The sequence below is a fragment of the Streptosporangium sp. NPDC000396 genome (genome assembly GCF_042898655.1).
GTDB lineage: Bacteria > Actinomycetota > Actinomycetes > Streptosporangiales > Streptosporangiaceae > Streptosporangium.
The window spans coordinates 44,150-59,216 of record NZ_JBIAZA010000024.1; the positions used below are offsets into that span (position 1 = coordinate 44,150).

14 protein-coding genes are annotated in these 15,067 nt (G+C 68.9%); 4 read left to right on the top strand and 10 right to left on the bottom strand.

Annotated features, from left to right (window positions below; translation table 11 throughout):
- Nucleotides 1–149: 149 nt before the first annotated feature.
- Both ACFY2X_RS32690 and ACFY2X_RS32695 read right to left on the bottom strand, forming a co-directional pair.
- A complete protein-coding gene (locus ACFY2X_RS32690; RefSeq protein WP_389946056.1) occupies nucleotides 150–1,127 on the bottom strand; it encodes a malate dehydrogenase in 978 nt (325 codons plus the stop codon).
- A gap of 41 nt (nucleotides 1,128–1,168) precedes the next feature.
- Complete coding sequence (locus ACFY2X_RS32695; RefSeq protein ID WP_389946059.1) at nucleotides 1,169–2,626, bottom strand: MDR family MFS transporter; 1,458 nt, start codon at nucleotides 2,624–2,626, stop codon at nucleotides 1,169–1,171.
- A gap of 55 nt (nucleotides 2,627–2,681) precedes the next feature.
- On the opposite strand from ACFY2X_RS32695, the gene ACFY2X_RS32700 reads away from it, so the two are divergent.
- Nucleotides 2,682–3,206 (top strand): PadR family transcriptional regulator, encoded by a 525-nt coding sequence (locus ACFY2X_RS32700; RefSeq protein ID WP_389946062.1) that lies wholly within the window; start codon nucleotides 2,682–2,684, stop codon nucleotides 3,204–3,206.
- Here ACFY2X_RS32700 and ACFY2X_RS32705 read toward each other — a convergent pair.
- Nucleotides 3,193–5,424: a protein kinase gene (locus tag ACFY2X_RS32705; RefSeq protein ID WP_389946065.1), complete on the bottom strand. Its 2,232-nt coding sequence runs from the start codon at nucleotides 5,422–5,424 to the stop codon at nucleotides 3,193–3,195. The two genes, ACFY2X_RS32700 and ACFY2X_RS32705, sit on opposite strands and share 14 nt — an antisense overlap.
- Before the next feature lie 250 nt (nucleotides 5,425–5,674).
- Here ACFY2X_RS32705 and ACFY2X_RS32710 point away from each other — a divergent pair, with 250 nt between their 5' ends.
- Complete coding sequence (locus ACFY2X_RS32710) at nucleotides 5,675–7,252, top strand: sigma factor-like helix-turn-helix DNA-binding protein (RefSeq protein WP_389946068.1); 1,578 nt, start codon at nucleotides 5,675–5,677, stop codon at nucleotides 7,250–7,252.
- 79 nt (nucleotides 7,253–7,331) lie between these two features.
- Here the strand turns inward: ACFY2X_RS32710 and ACFY2X_RS32715 are convergent, their stop codons facing one another.
- The 3 genes from ACFY2X_RS32715 to ACFY2X_RS32725 all read right to left on the bottom strand — a co-directional run bounded on the left by ACFY2X_RS32715 (nucleotide 7,332) and on the right by ACFY2X_RS32725 (nucleotide 10,112).
- Complete coding sequence (locus tag ACFY2X_RS32715; RefSeq protein WP_389946071.1) at nucleotides 7,332–8,546, bottom strand: NADP-dependent isocitrate dehydrogenase; 1,215 nt, start codon at nucleotides 8,544–8,546, stop codon at nucleotides 7,332–7,334.
- Nucleotides 8,547–8,650: 104 nt separating this feature from the next.
- Complete coding sequence (locus ACFY2X_RS32720) at nucleotides 8,651–8,929, bottom strand: DUF3017 domain-containing protein (protein WP_389946074.1); 279 nt, start codon at nucleotides 8,927–8,929, stop codon at nucleotides 8,651–8,653.
- A 61-nt stretch (nucleotides 8,930–8,990) separates the two neighbouring features.
- Nucleotides 8,991–10,112 (bottom strand): citrate/2-methylcitrate synthase, encoded by a 1,122-nt coding sequence (locus ACFY2X_RS32725; protein WP_389946077.1) that lies wholly within the window; start codon nucleotides 10,110–10,112, stop codon nucleotides 8,991–8,993.
- 181 nt (nucleotides 10,113–10,293) lie between these two features.
- Between ACFY2X_RS32725 and ACFY2X_RS32730 the strand changes: the two genes are divergently transcribed.
- Nucleotides 10,294–10,947 carry an FHA domain-containing protein gene (locus tag ACFY2X_RS32730; protein ID WP_389946080.1) on the top strand — a complete coding sequence of 218 codons (654 nt, stop codon included), beginning with the start codon at nucleotides 10,294–10,296 and terminating at the stop codon, nucleotides 10,945–10,947.
- 13 nt (nucleotides 10,948–10,960) lie between these two features.
- Here the strand turns inward: ACFY2X_RS32730 and ACFY2X_RS32735 are convergent, their stop codons facing one another.
- The 4 genes from ACFY2X_RS32735 to purN form a co-directional block, all read right to left on the bottom strand.
- Nucleotides 10,961–11,815, bottom strand: coding sequence for a bifunctional methylenetetrahydrofolate dehydrogenase/methenyltetrahydrofolate cyclohydrolase (locus ACFY2X_RS32735; protein ID WP_389946083.1), 855 nt, complete (start codon nucleotides 11,813–11,815; stop codon nucleotides 10,961–10,963).
- 21 nt (nucleotides 11,816–11,836) lie between these two features.
- A complete protein-coding gene (locus tag ACFY2X_RS32740) occupies nucleotides 11,837–12,010 on the bottom strand; it encodes a hypothetical protein (protein ID WP_389946085.1) in 174 nt (57 codons plus the stop codon).
- 151 nt (nucleotides 12,011–12,161) lie between these two features.
- Nucleotides 12,162–13,706, bottom strand: a complete 1,545-nt coding sequence (gene purH, locus ACFY2X_RS32745) for a bifunctional phosphoribosylaminoimidazolecarboxamide formyltransferase/IMP cyclohydrolase (RefSeq protein ID WP_389946087.1) — start codon at nucleotides 13,704–13,706, stop codon at nucleotides 12,162–12,164.
- A gap of 46 nt (nucleotides 13,707–13,752) precedes the next feature.
- Nucleotides 13,753–14,373 carry a phosphoribosylglycinamide formyltransferase gene (gene purN / locus ACFY2X_RS32750; protein ID WP_389946090.1) on the bottom strand — a complete coding sequence of 207 codons (621 nt, stop codon included), beginning with the start codon at nucleotides 14,371–14,373 and terminating at the stop codon, nucleotides 13,753–13,755.
- Nucleotides 14,374–14,452: 79 nt separating this feature from the next.
- On the opposite strand from purN, the gene ACFY2X_RS32755 reads away from it, so the two are divergent.
- Nucleotides 14,453–14,863 (top strand): hypothetical protein, encoded by a 411-nt coding sequence (locus ACFY2X_RS32755; protein WP_389946093.1) that lies wholly within the window; start codon nucleotides 14,453–14,455, stop codon nucleotides 14,861–14,863.
- Nucleotides 14,864–15,067: the final 204 nt, after the last annotated feature.

Here is a 15,067-nt window from a genome sequence, read left to right on the forward strand (position 1 = left end):
GACACGCCGCCAATTCCCCGCCGTCGTGAGATGAGCGCTCTCCCGAGCCGCGCCGAGACGGTGCGGGTGGCCGAGGGCGGTCCTTCGGGAACGCGAAAGGGGCCCCGGCGAACCGGGGCCCCTTTCGCGGAACCGGGCGTCTCGCGCGCTCAGATGAGGCCGAGCTCGCGGACGGCGGCGCGCTCCTCTTCGAGCTCACGCACCGAGGCGTCGATGCGCTCGCGGGAGAAGGCGTCGATCTCCAGGCCCTGGATGATCTCCCACTTGCCGTTGCGCGAGGCGACGGGGAAGGAGGAGATGAGGCCCTCGGGCACGCCGTAGGAGCCGTCGGAGGGGATCGCGGCGGAGGTCCACTCTGTGCCGTTGACCCAGTCGAAGACGTGGTCGATCGCGGCGTTGGCGGCGGAGGCGGCCGAAGAGGCGCCCCGGGCCTCGATGATCGCGGCACCGCGCTTGGCGACGGTCGGGATGAAGGTGTCGCGCAGCCAGGCCTCGTCCACCTGCTCGGCGGCGATCTTGCCGCCGACCTCGGCGTGGAACAGGTCGGGGTACTGGGTGGCGGAGTGGTTGCCCCAGATGGTCATCTTCTTGATCTCGGTGACCGGGACCTGGAGCTTGGCGGCGAGCTGGGACAGCGCGCGGTTGTGGTCCAGCCGGGTCATCGCGGTGAAGCGCTCGGCCGGAACGTCCGGGGCGTGCTGCTGGGCGATCAGCGCGTTGGTGTTCGCCGGGTTGCCCACGACCAGCACGCGGATGTCGTCGGCCGCGTTGTCGTTGATGGCCTTGCCCTGCGGGCCGAAGATGCCGCCGTTGGCCTGGAGCAGGTCGCCGCGCTCCATGCCCGCCGTACGGGGACGGGCGCCGACCAGCAGCGCGACGTTGGCGCCGTCGAAGGCCTTGTTCGCGTCGTCGGTGACCTCGATGCCGCTCAGCAGCGGGAACGCGCAGTCGTCGAGCTCCATCGCGGTGCCCTCGGCGGCCTTGACCGCCTGCGGGATCTCCAGCAGGCTCAGCTTGACCGGGACGTCGGCGCCCAGCAACTGGCCCGACGCGATGCGGAACAGCAGCGCGTAGCCGATCTGACCGGCGGCGCCGGTGACGGTGACCTTTACGGGAGTCTGGGCCATGACCTTCCCCCACTCGAAGGATGAATTCTGACGCTCGGATGTTACCCGTCCAGGGTCACCGGTCCTGCGGCGAGTGCCTTGATTCGGCCTCCGGGCAAGGCGATCAGCGCGGCGAGCGCGATGATCGCCCCGCTGACGGCCAGCCAGGGGATCACATTCGCGGCGGCGGCCGCGTGGGCGGCGTTCAGGCCGTGGACGGGCGCCTCGTCCCTGACCACGGAGGCGTAGAGGGTTCCGGCGACGGCCAGCGCGACCGAGCCTCCGATCTGCCGGAAGAAGGTCAGGTTGGCGCTGGCGGTGCCGATGAACCGCTGCGGGACCGAGTACTGGACCGCCACGGTCAGGCCGGACAGCATCGGCCCCATGCCGAGGCCGAGCAGCGCCATCCATCCGGCGAGGGCAAGGCTCGAGGTCTCGATCGTGAGCCCGGCGCAGAGCAGCGCTCCGATCGCGATGAGGAACGACCCGCCGATCAGCCACGGCTTGTAGCGCTGGGTTCTGGACATGAGCGCGCCGGTGATCCCGCTGCCGACCACCATCCCGAGCATGAGCGGGTAGATGCGCAGGCCCGACTCGGTGGCGCTGAGCTCCCTGGCCTCCTGGAAGTAGCGCGGCAGGAACACCACCCCGGCGTAGAGGCAGAACGCGCTGAAGAACGAGGTCACGTTGGCCAGCGTGTAGGTCCGGTTGCGGAACAGCTCCAGCGGGATGATCGGCTGCGCCGCCCTGCGCTCGACGAGGATGAACAGCGCCAGGAGCACGATGGACGCCGCGATGGGCCACAGCACGGATCCGCTGGTCCAGGTGTGGCCGTCCAGGCCCTTCTCGGTCAGGCCGATGAGCAGCGCGCTGATCGCCACACTGAAGACGGCGATGCCGAGATAGTCGGGGCGGACGCCGCGGCCCTGACCGGCCACGTGCGGCAGCCGGGCCACGATGATCGCGATGAGGACCAGGCCGATGGGGAGGTTGACCAGGAAGGCCCAGCGCCAGCTCGCCTGGTCGGTGAAGACGCCGCCGAGGAACGGGCCGGCGATGTAGCTCAGCGCCATCACCCCGCCCAGCGCGCCCTGGACCCGGCCGCTTCTCTCCGGCGGGAACAGGTCGACCACCAGCGCCAGGGAGAGCGGCAGCAGCGCTCCGGCGCCCAGGCCCTGCAGCGCGCGGAAGGCGATGAGCTGGCCCATGTCCTGGGCGAGACCGCACAGCGCGGAGCCGAGCAGGAAGACGACGACGCCGGTCAGCAGCAGCGGCTTGCGGCCGTAGGTGTCCGACAGCCTGCCGTACAACGGGACGGTGATCGTGGAGGTCAGCAGGTAGGCCGTCACGACCCAGGTGTAGAGGCCTGAGCCACCGAGTTCCTGGGTGATCCGGGGCAGGGCCGTGCCGACGATCGTCTGGTCGAGCATGGCCAGGAACATCCCGCCGAGCACGGCGAGCAGGAGCAACCCGTTCTTGGGGCGGGTCTCCGCGGGGGGAATCAATACGTCAGTAGACACATGTTGATAATGACGTGTCAGTTTTGACATGTCAATTCATAGGTATGATGAGGACATGTCACTTCGGATCGCGCTTCTCGGCCTGCTCACCGCCTCCGGCCCCGCCAGTGGTTACGACCTCACGAAGCTCTTCGAGAGTTCGATCAGCAACGCCTGGCACGCCCGGCACAGCCAGATCTATCCGGAGCTGAACAAGATGGCCGCCGAAGGCCTGGTCACGGTGGACGAGGAGGGACCTCGCGGCCGGAAGACCTACACGATCACCGAAGAGGGCGCCCGGGAGCTGCGCACGTGGCTGATCGAGAAGGAGCCGTCACGATCGCAGCGCAGCGAAGTCGCCCTCCGCGCGTTCCTGCTGCCCACGCTGGAGCCGCATGTGGCCGCGGCGCTGCTCCGCGCGGAGGCCGAGGTCTACGGCAGACGGCTGGCCATGCTGGAGACGATCCGCGCGACCAAGTCCTTGGCAAAACAGCCCGACTTCGGACGGCATGCCCTGGAGCTGGGCATCCGCCAGGTGCGGTTGCTGCGCGACTGGTCCGAGGAGACCGCGGCCGACATCGAGGGTTCTACCGGCAGCTAGCCATGGCCGGGAGGCTGTCCTCCCGGGTGGCGAAGTCGACTCTGGAGAAGTGCTTGTCGAGCAGCTTCTTCATCACGCCCCGCTTGTAGAGGTCGGCGATCGCGCCCCGAACGGCCTCACAGGTGCGCGCGTCGCCCTTCTTCAGGGCCACCGCGTAGCGCTCGTCGGTGAGCTTCAGCCCGACCACCTTGTAGGCGACGCTCTCCCGGTTGCCGAACCCGGCCAGCAGCAGGTCGTCGCCGGGGATCGCGTCGATCTCTCCGGTCAGCAGCTTGTTCATGCACTCGGTGTAGGTCCGGGCGGGAACCAGGGTGAGCTGGTTCACCGCGCCCTGCAGGACACGGATCGAGGCACTGCCGGCGGGCTGGCAGAGCCGCTTGCCCTCCAGACCCGCCGCCGACACGATCGGGGAACCGTCCTTGACGAGCACGTCGACATGGGCCGTGTAGTACGGCCCGGCGAACGTGACGTCGTCCTTGTCGTTGATCGAGTAGGTCGAGACGACCATGTCGAGGTCGCCCGCGGCCAGCAGGTCAGGCCGCTCGTCCCGGCTGGTGGCCCTGAAGGTGATCCCGCTCGCGGGCACCCCCAGCGCCTTGGCGATCTCGGTGACGAGATCCACCTCGAACCCGCTCCACCTGCCGCCGTTGTTCAGCGCGATGCCCGGCAGGAAGTCACGCATGCCGACGGTGAGCTTGCGGGTCTTGGCCGCCTTGTCCGCCACCGAGGCGAACGTCACCGCCCCGGACTGGGTGGGCTGGGGATCAGCGCCGAACTGCGGACGCCAGCCCGTGGCCGCGACGGCGCCCGCGCCTCCGAGCAGCAGGACGGCCACGGCCGCCGCGATCCAGACCGCCCTGCGCGAACGCCTGGGCGATCCCGGGTCCACAACGTCGATCGGGGCCGTCGCCTGCCAGCTCGGCGGCGGGATCTCCGGCGAGTGCTCGCCATAGCCCGAGGGAGCCCGCTGCTCACCTCGACCTGGAGACGACGGGTGCTCACCGTAACCGGAGGGAGCCCGCTGCTCACCTCGGCCTGGAGAGGACGGGTGCTCGCCATAGCCCGACGGGTGCTCGCCATAGCCCCGGAAAGCGGGAAGCGACGGGTGCTCGCCGTACCCCGGAAGGCCCGGCGACGATGGACGCTCGCCGTACCCCGGGAGACCGGGAGACGACGGGTGCTCGCCGGGAGCGGGGGCGGAAGCGCGCTCGCCCTCGCCCGGGTGCCGCACGCGGAAACCCGTGGACGGCAGGGGCGGATCGCCCGGGACGGAGGTCTCCGGTATGCGCATGAGGTTGGTGGAGTCGTCCGGGCCCGGACCCGGAGCTGGACCGGTGACCTGGGCCTCCTGGTTGAGGCCCGCGGCCTGCGCTCCCTGGTTGAGGACGGACGGCGAGGCGCCCGTGCTCTCGGGGTGGCCGAGCATCCGCAGCAGGATCTGGTCGGCCGAGGGCCGCGCGGCGGGCGACTTGGACAGCGCCGAGCGGACCACACCGCGCAGCGGTTCCGGCATGACGCTGACGTCCACCTCGTGGTTGAGGATGCGGTTCAGCACCACCGCGATCGAGTCACCGGCGAAGACCGTCTCCCCGGTCGCGGCGAACGCGATGGTCGCCCCCCAGGCGAACACGTCCGTGTGCGGGCCGACGTCGGAGCCGGAGATCTGCTCGGGTGCCATGTAGGCCGGGGTGCCGATGGCCCGGCTGGTGATCGTGCCGGTGGAGTCGATGATGCGGGCGATGCCGAAGTCGACCACGCGGGGCCCGTCGGCGGCGATGAGCACGTTGTCCGGTTTGAAGTCGCGGTGCACGATCGCAGCGTGGTGGATCGCGGTGAGCGCGGTGGCCGTGCCGATCGCCAGCCGCTGCAGCGCCACACCCCGGAGGGGGCCGTCGGTCTCCACGACCTCCCGCAGCGACCTGCCCTCGATGTATTCGCTCGCGATGTAGGGGGTGTCGCCTTCGAGGTCGACGTCCACCACACCCGCCGTGCAGAACGAGGCGACCCGCTGCGCCGCCCGCGCCTCCCGGGCGAACCGGGACCTGGCGATCGCGTCGCCGGAGAACTTCACGTGCAGCAGCTTGATCGCCGCCCGTTCCCCCGCCTCGTTCACCCCGAGGTAGACGATGCCCTGCCCGCCCTCGCCAATCCGGCCGACGATGCGGAACGGCCCGAGCCGGCGCGGCTCTCCCGCTTCCAGCGGCGCGATCTGCGGCATCGTCGTCCTTACGGTCGTGTGAATCTCCAACGAGCCAAACTTTACGACGCCCCGGCTCCCCTCCCCGACGCCTTACCCCGATAGTGACCTCACATTTCTTCCGGCGAGCCCCTCGGGAGCGGAGTCCGGACGAGGAATGCCGGAGACACATCGAGCCACCCAACTACCGACAAATCACCACAAGATGGCGCTCCAGCCGCTTAGATCGCTACCGTTGATCGTCCCTTAGGCAAGCCGGAGCAAATTTCCCATGCGCCGATATATCGGTTATCCCGAGTTCGTCCAGCGCGATCAGCGTTCTCTCGTCGGTACGGCCCTTCTGCTGACCGGTAGCCACGAACAGGCCATCCGCCTCGCTCTACGGTCTCTGCGCACCGTAGGCCTCACCTGGCCCCCCACCCCCTGGGAAGACCCCGCCAAACACGCTCACATCGCGCTGTACCGCCGTTTCCTGCGCAAGCCGACCGCTGCGGGCACCACCGCCCTGGTACGGCTCCCGCCCCAGCGGCGCGTCCTCGTCGTCGCCTGCCTCCACAACGGCATGACCCGCCCCGAAATGGCCGCCATCCTCGGCATCCCCCTGGAGACCGTGGAGTCGGAGATCACCGAGGCGGTCGCCGTACTCAGCAAGGGCAACGCCGACCGCCTGGCCACGAGGCTGGCCGCGACGGCGGACGAGGCGTCCGTCCCGGACCTCGCCGCCCCGGCCCTGCGCGCGCTACGGCGCCGCCGCAGGCGGGGAGCCCTCCTGGCGGCGGTCGTGGTCCTCGTCCCGATCGGTCTCGTCGCCGCCCTCCCCCTGATCGAACAGGGGGAGGTGTGGAACTCCGCTCTCGGCAGGCAGAACCACGCCCGTTCGACGGAGGCCCCTGCGGCCACGCGGGTGGTCTCCAGCCCGGCCCCCGGGTCCGGCCTGGAGCCCGGCTCCAGCCCGGGGCCGTGGCAGGCCCCGCGCACCTCCTTCGCGATCCGCTACGCCGTCCCCGGAAAGTGCCCCGACGACGGCGCGTCCACGGACGGCAAACCCACGCCGTCACGCGCAGGGAAGGTCACGTGCGCGGGCTGGACGCTGAAACTGGCCGGCGGCGACGCGGGCCGTCCGGCGCTCGAATCCGTGGAGTGCGAACGCCCCGGCCACTGCGAGTCCACGGTGAACGTCCCCGACGCCGCGCAGCACCTCGCGCACGGAGACGACTGGAGCTACTGGAAGCTGAATCCCGCCGTCAGCCCGGACGGGCACCGCATCGCCTACCTCAGCGCGGCGGAGCGGAGGTATGTCGCCCACGACCTGCGAAGCGGTCAGAAACGGTATCTGTCGCCCGCGCTGGCCCCCGCGGACACCGAGGCCGGCACGCGGGTGAGCGTCTCCCCGGACGGCCGCCACTTCACCGTGGAGCTCGGTGGACGACGGCTGCGGACCGACTTCACCACCGGGACGGTGACGACCCTGCCTGCCGGGCAGGCGACGGCCGTGGAGGAGGCCGCGGACTGGCTCCGCCAGAACTACCGCGTCTGGCGAGACTCCCCCAGCGGCAGGCACTCGGCCGCCATCAGGGCCGAGAAGGGGAGAAGCGACAGCCTCCACATCATCGACGCCCGGTCGCGACGGGTCTTCCGGGATCTGCAGCTCCCCTCGCTCGGCGACCCCACCGCCTCACAGGTCGTCGGCTGGCTGAACACCCGCGAGGTCGTCATCAAGATGACCGACAAGGCCGGCGGCGACCTCCTCGGCTTCTTCCGCGTGAACGCCGTCACCGGGCAGATGCACCGCGTGACCGGCCTTCCCGACGGGAACACGATCGTGCTCGGCGCCATGACGAAGCCGTAGTGAGGCCGCAGAAGTAAGGCCGTGACGAGGCGGTAACGCGAAAAGGGCCGCCCGTCGGGCGGCCCTTTCACGGAAGGCCTTAGGCCATCTTCTTCTTGAGGTTCTCGTCCAGGGCCGCCAGGAAGTCCTGGGTGGTCAGCCACTTGGCGTCGCCGCCGACGAGGAGGGCCAGGTCCTTGGTCATCTGACCGCCTTCGACGGTCTCGATGCAGACCTGCTCCAGCTTCTCGGCGAAGTCGATCACCGCGGGGGTGTTGTCGAGCTTGCCACGGTGCTGGAGGCCACGGGTCCACGCGAAGATCGAGGCGATCGGGTTGGTGGAGGTGGGGTTACCCTTCTGGTGCTCACGGTAGTGACGGGTCACGGTGCCGTGGGCGGCCTCGGCCTCGACGGTCTTGCCGTCGGGGGTCATCAGGACCGAGGTCATCAGGCCGAGCGAGCCGAAGCCCTGCGCGACGGTGTCGGACTGGACGTCGCCGTCGTAGTTCTTGCACGCCCAGACGTAGCCGCCCTCCCACTTGAGCGCCGCGGCGACCATGTCGTCGATCAGGCGGTGCTCGTAGGTGATGCCGGCGGCCTCGAAGTCGGCCTTGAACTCGGTCTCGAAGACCTCGGCGAAGATGTCCTTGAAGCGGCCGTCGTAGGCCTTCAGGATGGTGTTCTTCGTGGAGAGGTAGACCGGGTAGTTGCGGGCCAGGCCGTACCGCATGGAGGCGCGGGCGAAATCGCGGATGGACTCGTCCAGATTGTACATCGCCATGGCGACGCCGCCGCCCGGGAAGTCGTACACGTCCAGCTCGATCGGCTCCGAGCCGTCCTTCGGCGTGAAGGTGAGGGTCAGCGTCCCCTCGCCCGGGATCTTCAGGTCGGTGGCGCGGTACTGGTCGCCGAACGCGTGACGGCCGACGACGATCGGCTTGGTCCAGCCGGGGACGAGCCTCGGCACGTTGGACATGATGATCGGCTCACGGAAGATGACACCGCCGAGGATGTTACGGATGGTCCCGTTCGGGGACTTCCACATCTTCTTCAGGCCGAACTCCTCGACCCGCGCCTCGTCCGGAGTGATGGTGGCGCACTTGACGCCGACGCCGTACTGCTTGATCGCGTTGGCGGCGTCGATCGTCACCTGGTCGTCGGTGGCGTCGCGGTGCTCGATCCCGAGGTCGTAGTACTTCAGGTCGACGTCGAGGTAGGGAAGGATCAGCTGGTCCTTGATGAACTGCCAGATGATCCGGGTCATCTCGTCGCCGTCAAGCTCGACGACGGGACCCTCTACCTTGATCTTGGGCATGCGTGTGGTTCCCCTTCTGAACTAACACTGGCCAGACAGTCCTTTTGAGGCTCACTGGCCGTTGAGGTTATCGGACGGGTGCGATCGGCTTGCGACCCACCCGATCATCCGATATTTCGCGGCATAAGGTCCGGGTACTGGAGCACCAGCGAACCGGCCATCAGCGCGAGACCGAAAACCGCGAGGGTGACGACGTCGGTCGGTTTACGGCGTACGGCGAGCTGCCCGCCCCCGGCCAGCCGGAACACGGCACTCAGCAGCATGACCACGCCCAGGGAGAATCCTCCCCACTCGGGATCGACGAAGACGCCGAACGCCACGGCGAGGACCGCACCCACCAGCGTCAGCGGGTACGATCCCCAACGATCTTCAGTTGTGCTCATCGCTCACACCTACGGGTCGCCGTTCGTCAGACACCGACCGTCACTCGCTCTCGCACCCGGCTCACCGCTCGTCGATCGGCTTCCACTTCTGGTCGCGCTCACCGATGTACTCGCTGTCCGGACGGATCAGGCGGTTGTCGGCGTGCTGCTCGATGACGTGTGCGGTCCATCCTGACATGCGGCTGACCGAAAAGACCGGAGTGAACAGGTCAGTCGGAATGCCAAGGTAGTGGTAAACGGTCGCCGCGTAGAAGTCCACGTTCGGATAGAGGCCCTTCGCCTCGAAGACGACCTCCTCCATCTCATTGGACATCCGGTAGTACTTGTCGTCGCCGGAGACCTCCGCGAGTTCCCGCGACATCTTGCGCAGGTGCGTGGCACGCGGGTCCTCGGTCTTGTAGACCCGGTGACCGAAGCCCATGATCTTCTCGTGGGCGGCGAGCTTGTCACGCACGGCCTGGGCGACGGAGCTGGGGTCGAGCGACTCCAGGGTGCGCATGACCTGCTCGTTGGCACCGCCGTGGAGCGGGCCCTTGAGGGTGCCGATGGCCGCCACGATGGCCGAATGCATGTCGGACAGGGTCGCGGCGCAGACGCGGGCGGCGAACGTGGAGGCGTTCATCGTGTGGTCGGCGTGCAGGACCAGGCAGGTGTCGAAGATCTCGACCTCGTGCCGGCTGGGGGTGCGGCCGGTGATCTGCAGCAGGAAGTTCGCCGCGATGCTCAGCTCGGGGTCCGGCTCCGGGATCTCCGTTCCGGTCCTGGCCGCGTGGTAGCGGGCGACGAGGATCGGCTGCTGGGCGGTCAGCCGGGCGGCCTTGCGCAGGTTGGCCTCGGGACTGTTGGAGTCCTTGTCCGGATCGTCGGCCGAGGCCAGCGAGACCAGCGTGCGCAGCGCCTCCATGGGGGCCTGCTTCTCCGCGATCTCCTGAATGTTCGTTTCGGCGAGGGCACCGAGCTTGCGCCCCCGGACGAGCTCCGCCCCGTAGTCGGCCAGACGCTCCCGCGTCGGGAGCTGACCGCGCTGCAGCAGGTGAGCGGTCTCTTCGAAGGTGGTACGGCCGGCCAGATCGTGGATGTCATAGCCACGATAGAAAAGTCGGCCGGCCTGACCGTCGATGTCACTGAGCGCTGTGGACGCGGCTACGACATCGGCGAGGCCTTTAGTGGGCTTGTCCGCCATGAGTGTTTCCTCCGCTTATCTTCGCCCGAAGTCTACCCGTGAGCAGGGGAAACCTTTTCGAGAGGTCCAGACCAATTTCACGAAGGATTCTCCTTCTGGCAAAGGCGATTCCCCATCACCTCGTTTGGGTAAGCCGCAGCTGTAGGAATAGTTACGGCGGGCTACCTGGGGAGGAACTGCCGTGGAGGGGCCGTTCATACGCATCGAGGACACAGGCGAGGTTGTCCCGTTGCGCCCCGAGATCACGACGATCGGACGCGGCCGGGGCGTTGACATCCGGCTCACCGATCCGAGTGTGTCCCGGCTGCACGCGGAATTCGTCCGGCGCGGACCCTACCTGTATGTCGTTGATCTGGGCCTGTCCCGCAACGGCACGCGGGTGAACGGCAGGCCGATCGCCCGGAGGGTGCTCGACGACGGCGACGTCGTCTCCTTCGGCGCCGCGCGGGGCAGGATCGGCGGAGTCCCACGCGAGGACTTCGCACCCGAGGTCGAGCTCCGCCGCGCCGCGGCTCCGGAGCTGACCCGGCGTGAGGTGGACGTGCTGACGTCGCTGTGCCGCCCGGCTCTGTCGGACGAGGCGTTCGTCGCACCGGCCACCGCGCGGGAGATAGCCGACGATCTGGTGGTGACGGAGGCAGCGGTCAAACAACATCTGCTCCGCCTCTATCAGAAGTTCCGGATCCCGGAGGGAACCAACCGGCGCACCAGGCTGGCCAACGAGGTCGTCGCCCTGGGGCTGGTCAGGCCCACCCCGGTGGTGCCGCCGCAGCGCGCGGCCGGCACCCCGGAGCCTCAACCGGCGGCTACGACCGCGAGCCGCCGGGCATCCTAGGGACCGTCCGTCCCTAGGCCTGCGCCTGCCTTTCGGCGGCCTCGACCACGTTGGTGAGCAGCAGGGCCCGGGTCATCGGGCCCACGCCACCGGGGTTGGGGGTGAGGAAGCCCGCGACGTCCGCGACGTCTGGAGCGACATCACCGGCGATCTTGCCGTCGACCCTGGAGACGCCGACGTCGAGTACGGCGGCGCCGGGCTTGACCATGTCGGCCGTGATCAGATGGGGCACGCCCGCCGCGGCGACGATGATGTCGGCGCGCCGGGTGTGCGCCGCCAGGTCCTGGGTGCCGGTGTGGCAGAGGGTGACGGTGGCGTTCTCCGAGCGGCGGGTCAGCAGCAGGCCGAGCGAACGGCCCACGGTGATGCCGCGGCCGACCACGGCGACCTCGGCGCCCTTGAGCGGCACGCCGTACTCCTGCAGGAGCAGGACGACTCCGTACGGGGTGCACGGCAGCGGCGCGTCGACCATGTGGACCAGTCGGCCCAGGTTGACCGGGTGCAGGCCGTCGGCGTCCTTCGCCGGGTCCATCCGCTCGATCAGCGCCAGGGTGTCGAGGTGGCGCGGCAGCGGGAGCTGGACGATGTAGCCGGTGCACTCATCGGAGGCGTTGAGCTCGTCGATGACCGCCTCGACCTCGGCCTGGGTGGCCGTCTCCGGCAGATCCCTGCGGATGGAGGCGATGCCGACCTCGGCACAGTCGCGGTGCTTTCCCGCCACATAGATCTGACTGCCGGGGTCGTCTCCGACGAGGACGGTGCCGAGCCCGGGGGTGATGCCCCGCTCTCTCAGCGCGGCCACCCGCGCCGTGAGGTCTGCCTTGATCTTTGCCGCTGTGGCCTTGCCATCCAGAATCTGCGCACTCATGCGCTCAATAGTGGCACGAGATCATCCGCGGCCCGCTTCGCGTCTCTCGATGATTCTGCGGGTGAAAGGGATGCGCTCCACGGCCTTGGCCCCCAGGTAGGCGGCACCGAAGGCGAAGATGAGGAGCAACCAGGGGCTCTCCCAGAACCCGTTCATGATCACGAAGGCGTTCAGGACGGGATCGAGCAGAGGCATGAGGTATCTCCACAAGGCCGACGGAAGGAATGCTTCACACTAACTGCGGTTCAAACCTTCTTCGGCCAGAAAATTCTGTCCGATCGGCCACTTTCCCCTCTCCTGTGTACGGCTGCCCCAGACGCGCGGCAGCCGTACACCGGAGTGCGGATCAGTGGAAGAAGTGCCGGGTGCCGGTGAAGTAGAGCGTGACCCCGGCGGCCTCGGCCGCGGCGATCACCTCTTCGTCCCTGATGGAGCCGCCGGGCTCCACGACCGCCTTCACCCCCGCGTCGATGAGCACCCTGAGGCCGTCCGCGAACGGGAAGAACGCGTCGGAGGCCGCGGCGGAACCCTGGGCGCGGTCACCGGCGCGGGAGACCGCCAGCTGCGCCGAGTCGACCCGGTTGACCTGGCCCATGCCGACGCCGACGCTCGCGCCGTCCGCGGCGAGCAGGATCGCGTTGGACTTCACCGACCGGCAGGCCTTCCAGGCGAAGGCCAGGTCGGCGAGGACCTCCGCGGAGGCCGCGGGACCCGCCTTGAGCTCCCAGGTGGCCGGGTCGTCGCCGAGGGCGTTCACCCGGTCGACGGTCTGCACCAGCAGGCCCCCGTCGATCCGGCGGAACTCGGCCGGGTTGTCCGGCCCCTTCGGGCAGACCAGAAGCCGGATGTTCTTCTTCTCGGTGAGCACGGCCAGGGCCTCGGGGGCGAAGGCCGGTGCCACCACGACCTCGGTGAACACCTCGGAGATCTGCCTGGCCAGCTCCTCGGTGACCTCCCCGTTGACCGCGATCACGCCGCCGTAGGCGGAGACGGGGTCGCAGGCGTGCGCCTTGCGGTGCGCCTCGGCGAGGTCGGCGCCGACCGCGATGCCACACGGGTTCTGGTGCTTGATGATCGCCACAGCGGGCTCGGCGAAGTCCCATGCGGACCGCCAGGCGGCGTCGGCGTCGAGGTAGTTGTTGTAGGACATCTCCTTGCCGTGCAGCTGCTCGGCATTGGCCAGGCCGTCGCGCTGGCCGGAGTAGAGGGCCGCGCCCTGGTGCGGGTTCTCGCCGTAGCGCAGCGGCGACTTCAGCTCCCACGCCGCGCCCATGTAGCTCGGCCAGGCGCCGTCCTCCGCGGCGTAGACGTTGGCGAACCACGAGGCGACCGCGGTGTCGTAGGCGGCGGTGTGGGCGTAGGCCGCCGCGGCGAGGCGGCGGCGCTCGGTGAGCGTGAAACCACCCTCGGCCACCGCGGCGAGCACGTCGCCGTAGGCGCCGGGGTCGACCACGATCGCCGCGGTGCCGTGGTTCTTGGCCGCGGCGCGGATCATCGCGGGACCGCCGATGTCGATCTGCTCCACGCACTCGCGGTCGGAGGCCCCGGAGGCCACGGTCTCCTGGAACGGGTAGAGGTTGACCACCACCAGCTCGAACGGGTCGATCTCCAGCTCTTCGAGCTGCTTGACGTGGGCCGGGTTGCCGCTGTCGGCCAGCAGGCCGGCGTGCACGCGCGGGTGCAGGGTCTTGACGCGCCCGTCGAGGCACTCGGGGAACCCGGTCAGCGCCTCGACCGGAGTGACGCGAACACCGAACGAAGCGATCTTCGCGGCGGTGCCGCCGGTGGAAACGATCTCCACTCCCGCCGCGTCGAGCCCGCGGGCCAACTCCTCCAGCCCGCTCTTGTCATACACAGCGATCAAAGCGCGCCGGATGGCGATGCGGGTCACTTTCTGATCCTCCTGTTTTGTTCCGGTTCAATCCGGGGCGCCCGGCTCATCCGCCGGGTCGTCCTATGCGAACGATCCTGCCGGTCACAGTCCAGCCCTCACGGACCATCCTGCCAACAGTGTCGACGAGCAGGTCTCGCTCGACGGTCTTGATGCGCTCGTGCAGGGTCGCCTCGTCGTCGCCGTCCAGCACGGGCACGGCCTCCTGAGCGACGATCGGCCCGGTGTCGACTCCGGAGTCGGCGAGCATCACCGTGCAACCGGTGACCCGCACGCCGTACGACAGGGCGTCGCGGACCCCGTGCGCGCCGGGAAAGGAAGGCAGCAGCGCGGGATGGGTGTTGAGCACCGAGAACGCGGACAGCGTCGGCGCGCCGAGGATCTTCATGAATCCCGCGCAGACGACCAGGTCGGGCCGGTGCTCGGCGATCCGCGCCGCGATCGCCTTGTCCCAGGCGCTCCGTCCCGGGTGGTCGGTCAGCCTCTCGACAAAGGTGGGCACACCCACGCGTTCCGCACGGGCCAATCCCTCGATACCATCGCGATCAGCGCCCACCGCTACGATCCGGGCGCCGTACGCCTCATCTGCCGCAGCATCCAGCAGGGCCTGTAGGTTGGTTCCAGAACCGGACACGAGAACCACAAGCCGAGCGGCCTGGGATGACACCGACGCACTCCATTCGGACGGGGACTCTCGCCGCTGCAAGGGTATCGGCCTGTCCGCACAGGTAATGCAAGGAGGTCAGGTGACGACACCCGTCCAGGCGCGGCCGGCGGAGGGTGCGGGACGGCGGGCGCTGTGGCTGGCGTTCGCCTCGGTGGTGCTGACGCTGATGCTCCCCCTAGCGGGAATCTTCATGTCGTTGTTCGCCCTTGTCGCCTCGATCCGCGCGATCCGTGCCCTGCGCTCGGTGACCAGGCCGGTGGGCACCGCCGTCACCGGCATCGTCGTGTCGTCGATATCGCTGGTGATCTCCCTGGCGATGACCACGATGCAGTTCTATTTCAGCGACGAGCTGAGCGCCTACACCGAGTGCCGCCGGGGCGCGGGCACCGTGACCGCCCAGAACGAGTGCGTCGAGCAGCTCGAACGGGCGATGGAGAAGAAGATGCCCTTCGTCCAGCCCGGCCAGGTGCAGTTCCCCTTCCCTCCGTAAGTTCTTCGCCAAATCCCGGGACTCTCGCGGTCGGCGTGCTGCTTAAGGTCCTCGCGGCGATGCGCCACCCAAGGTCCTCGCAACCAACGCGCTACGCGCGATCCCTTGCGAGGGCAGCATCTCCCAGGGGGCTGTCGCCCCCTTCGACCCCCGAAATGAGGGGCTACGCCCCTCGCGCTCCCCGCTGCGCCCACCGCGGGCCGG

Bases quoted from the DNA above. Each gene is read 5' to 3' on its own strand.
- ACFY2X_RS32690 (WP_389946056.1), bottom strand. From the start codon at position 1,127: ATGGCCCAGACTCCCGTAAAGGTCACCGTCACCGGCGCCGCCGGTCAG.
- ACFY2X_RS32700 (WP_389946062.1), top strand. From the start codon at position 2,682: ATGTCACTTCGGATCGCGCTTCTCGGCCTGCTCACCGCCTCCGGCCCC.
- ACFY2X_RS32705 (WP_389946065.1), bottom strand. From the start codon at position 5,424: ATGCCGCAGATCGCGCCGCTGGAAGCGGGAGAGCCGCGCCGGCTCGGG.
- ACFY2X_RS32710 (WP_389946068.1), top strand. From the start codon at position 5,675: ATGCGCCGATATATCGGTTATCCCGAGTTCGTCCAGCGCGATCAGCGT.
- ACFY2X_RS32715 (WP_389946071.1), bottom strand. From the start codon at position 8,546: ATGCCCAAGATCAAGGTAGAGGGTCCCGTCGTCGAGCTTGACGGCGAC.
- ACFY2X_RS32720 (WP_389946074.1), bottom strand. From the start codon at position 8,929: ATGAGCACAACTGAAGATCGTTGGGGATCGTACCCGCTGACGCTGGTG.
- ACFY2X_RS32725 (WP_389946077.1), bottom strand. From the start codon at position 10,112: ATGGCGGACAAGCCCACTAAAGGCCTCGCCGATGTCGTAGCCGCGTCC.
- ACFY2X_RS32735 (WP_389946083.1), bottom strand. From the start codon at position 11,815: ATGAGTGCGCAGATTCTGGATGGCAAGGCCACAGCGGCAAAGATCAAG.
- ACFY2X_RS32740 (WP_389946085.1), bottom strand. From the start codon at position 12,010: ATGCCTCTGCTCGATCCCGTCCTGAACGCCTTCGTGATCATGAACGGG.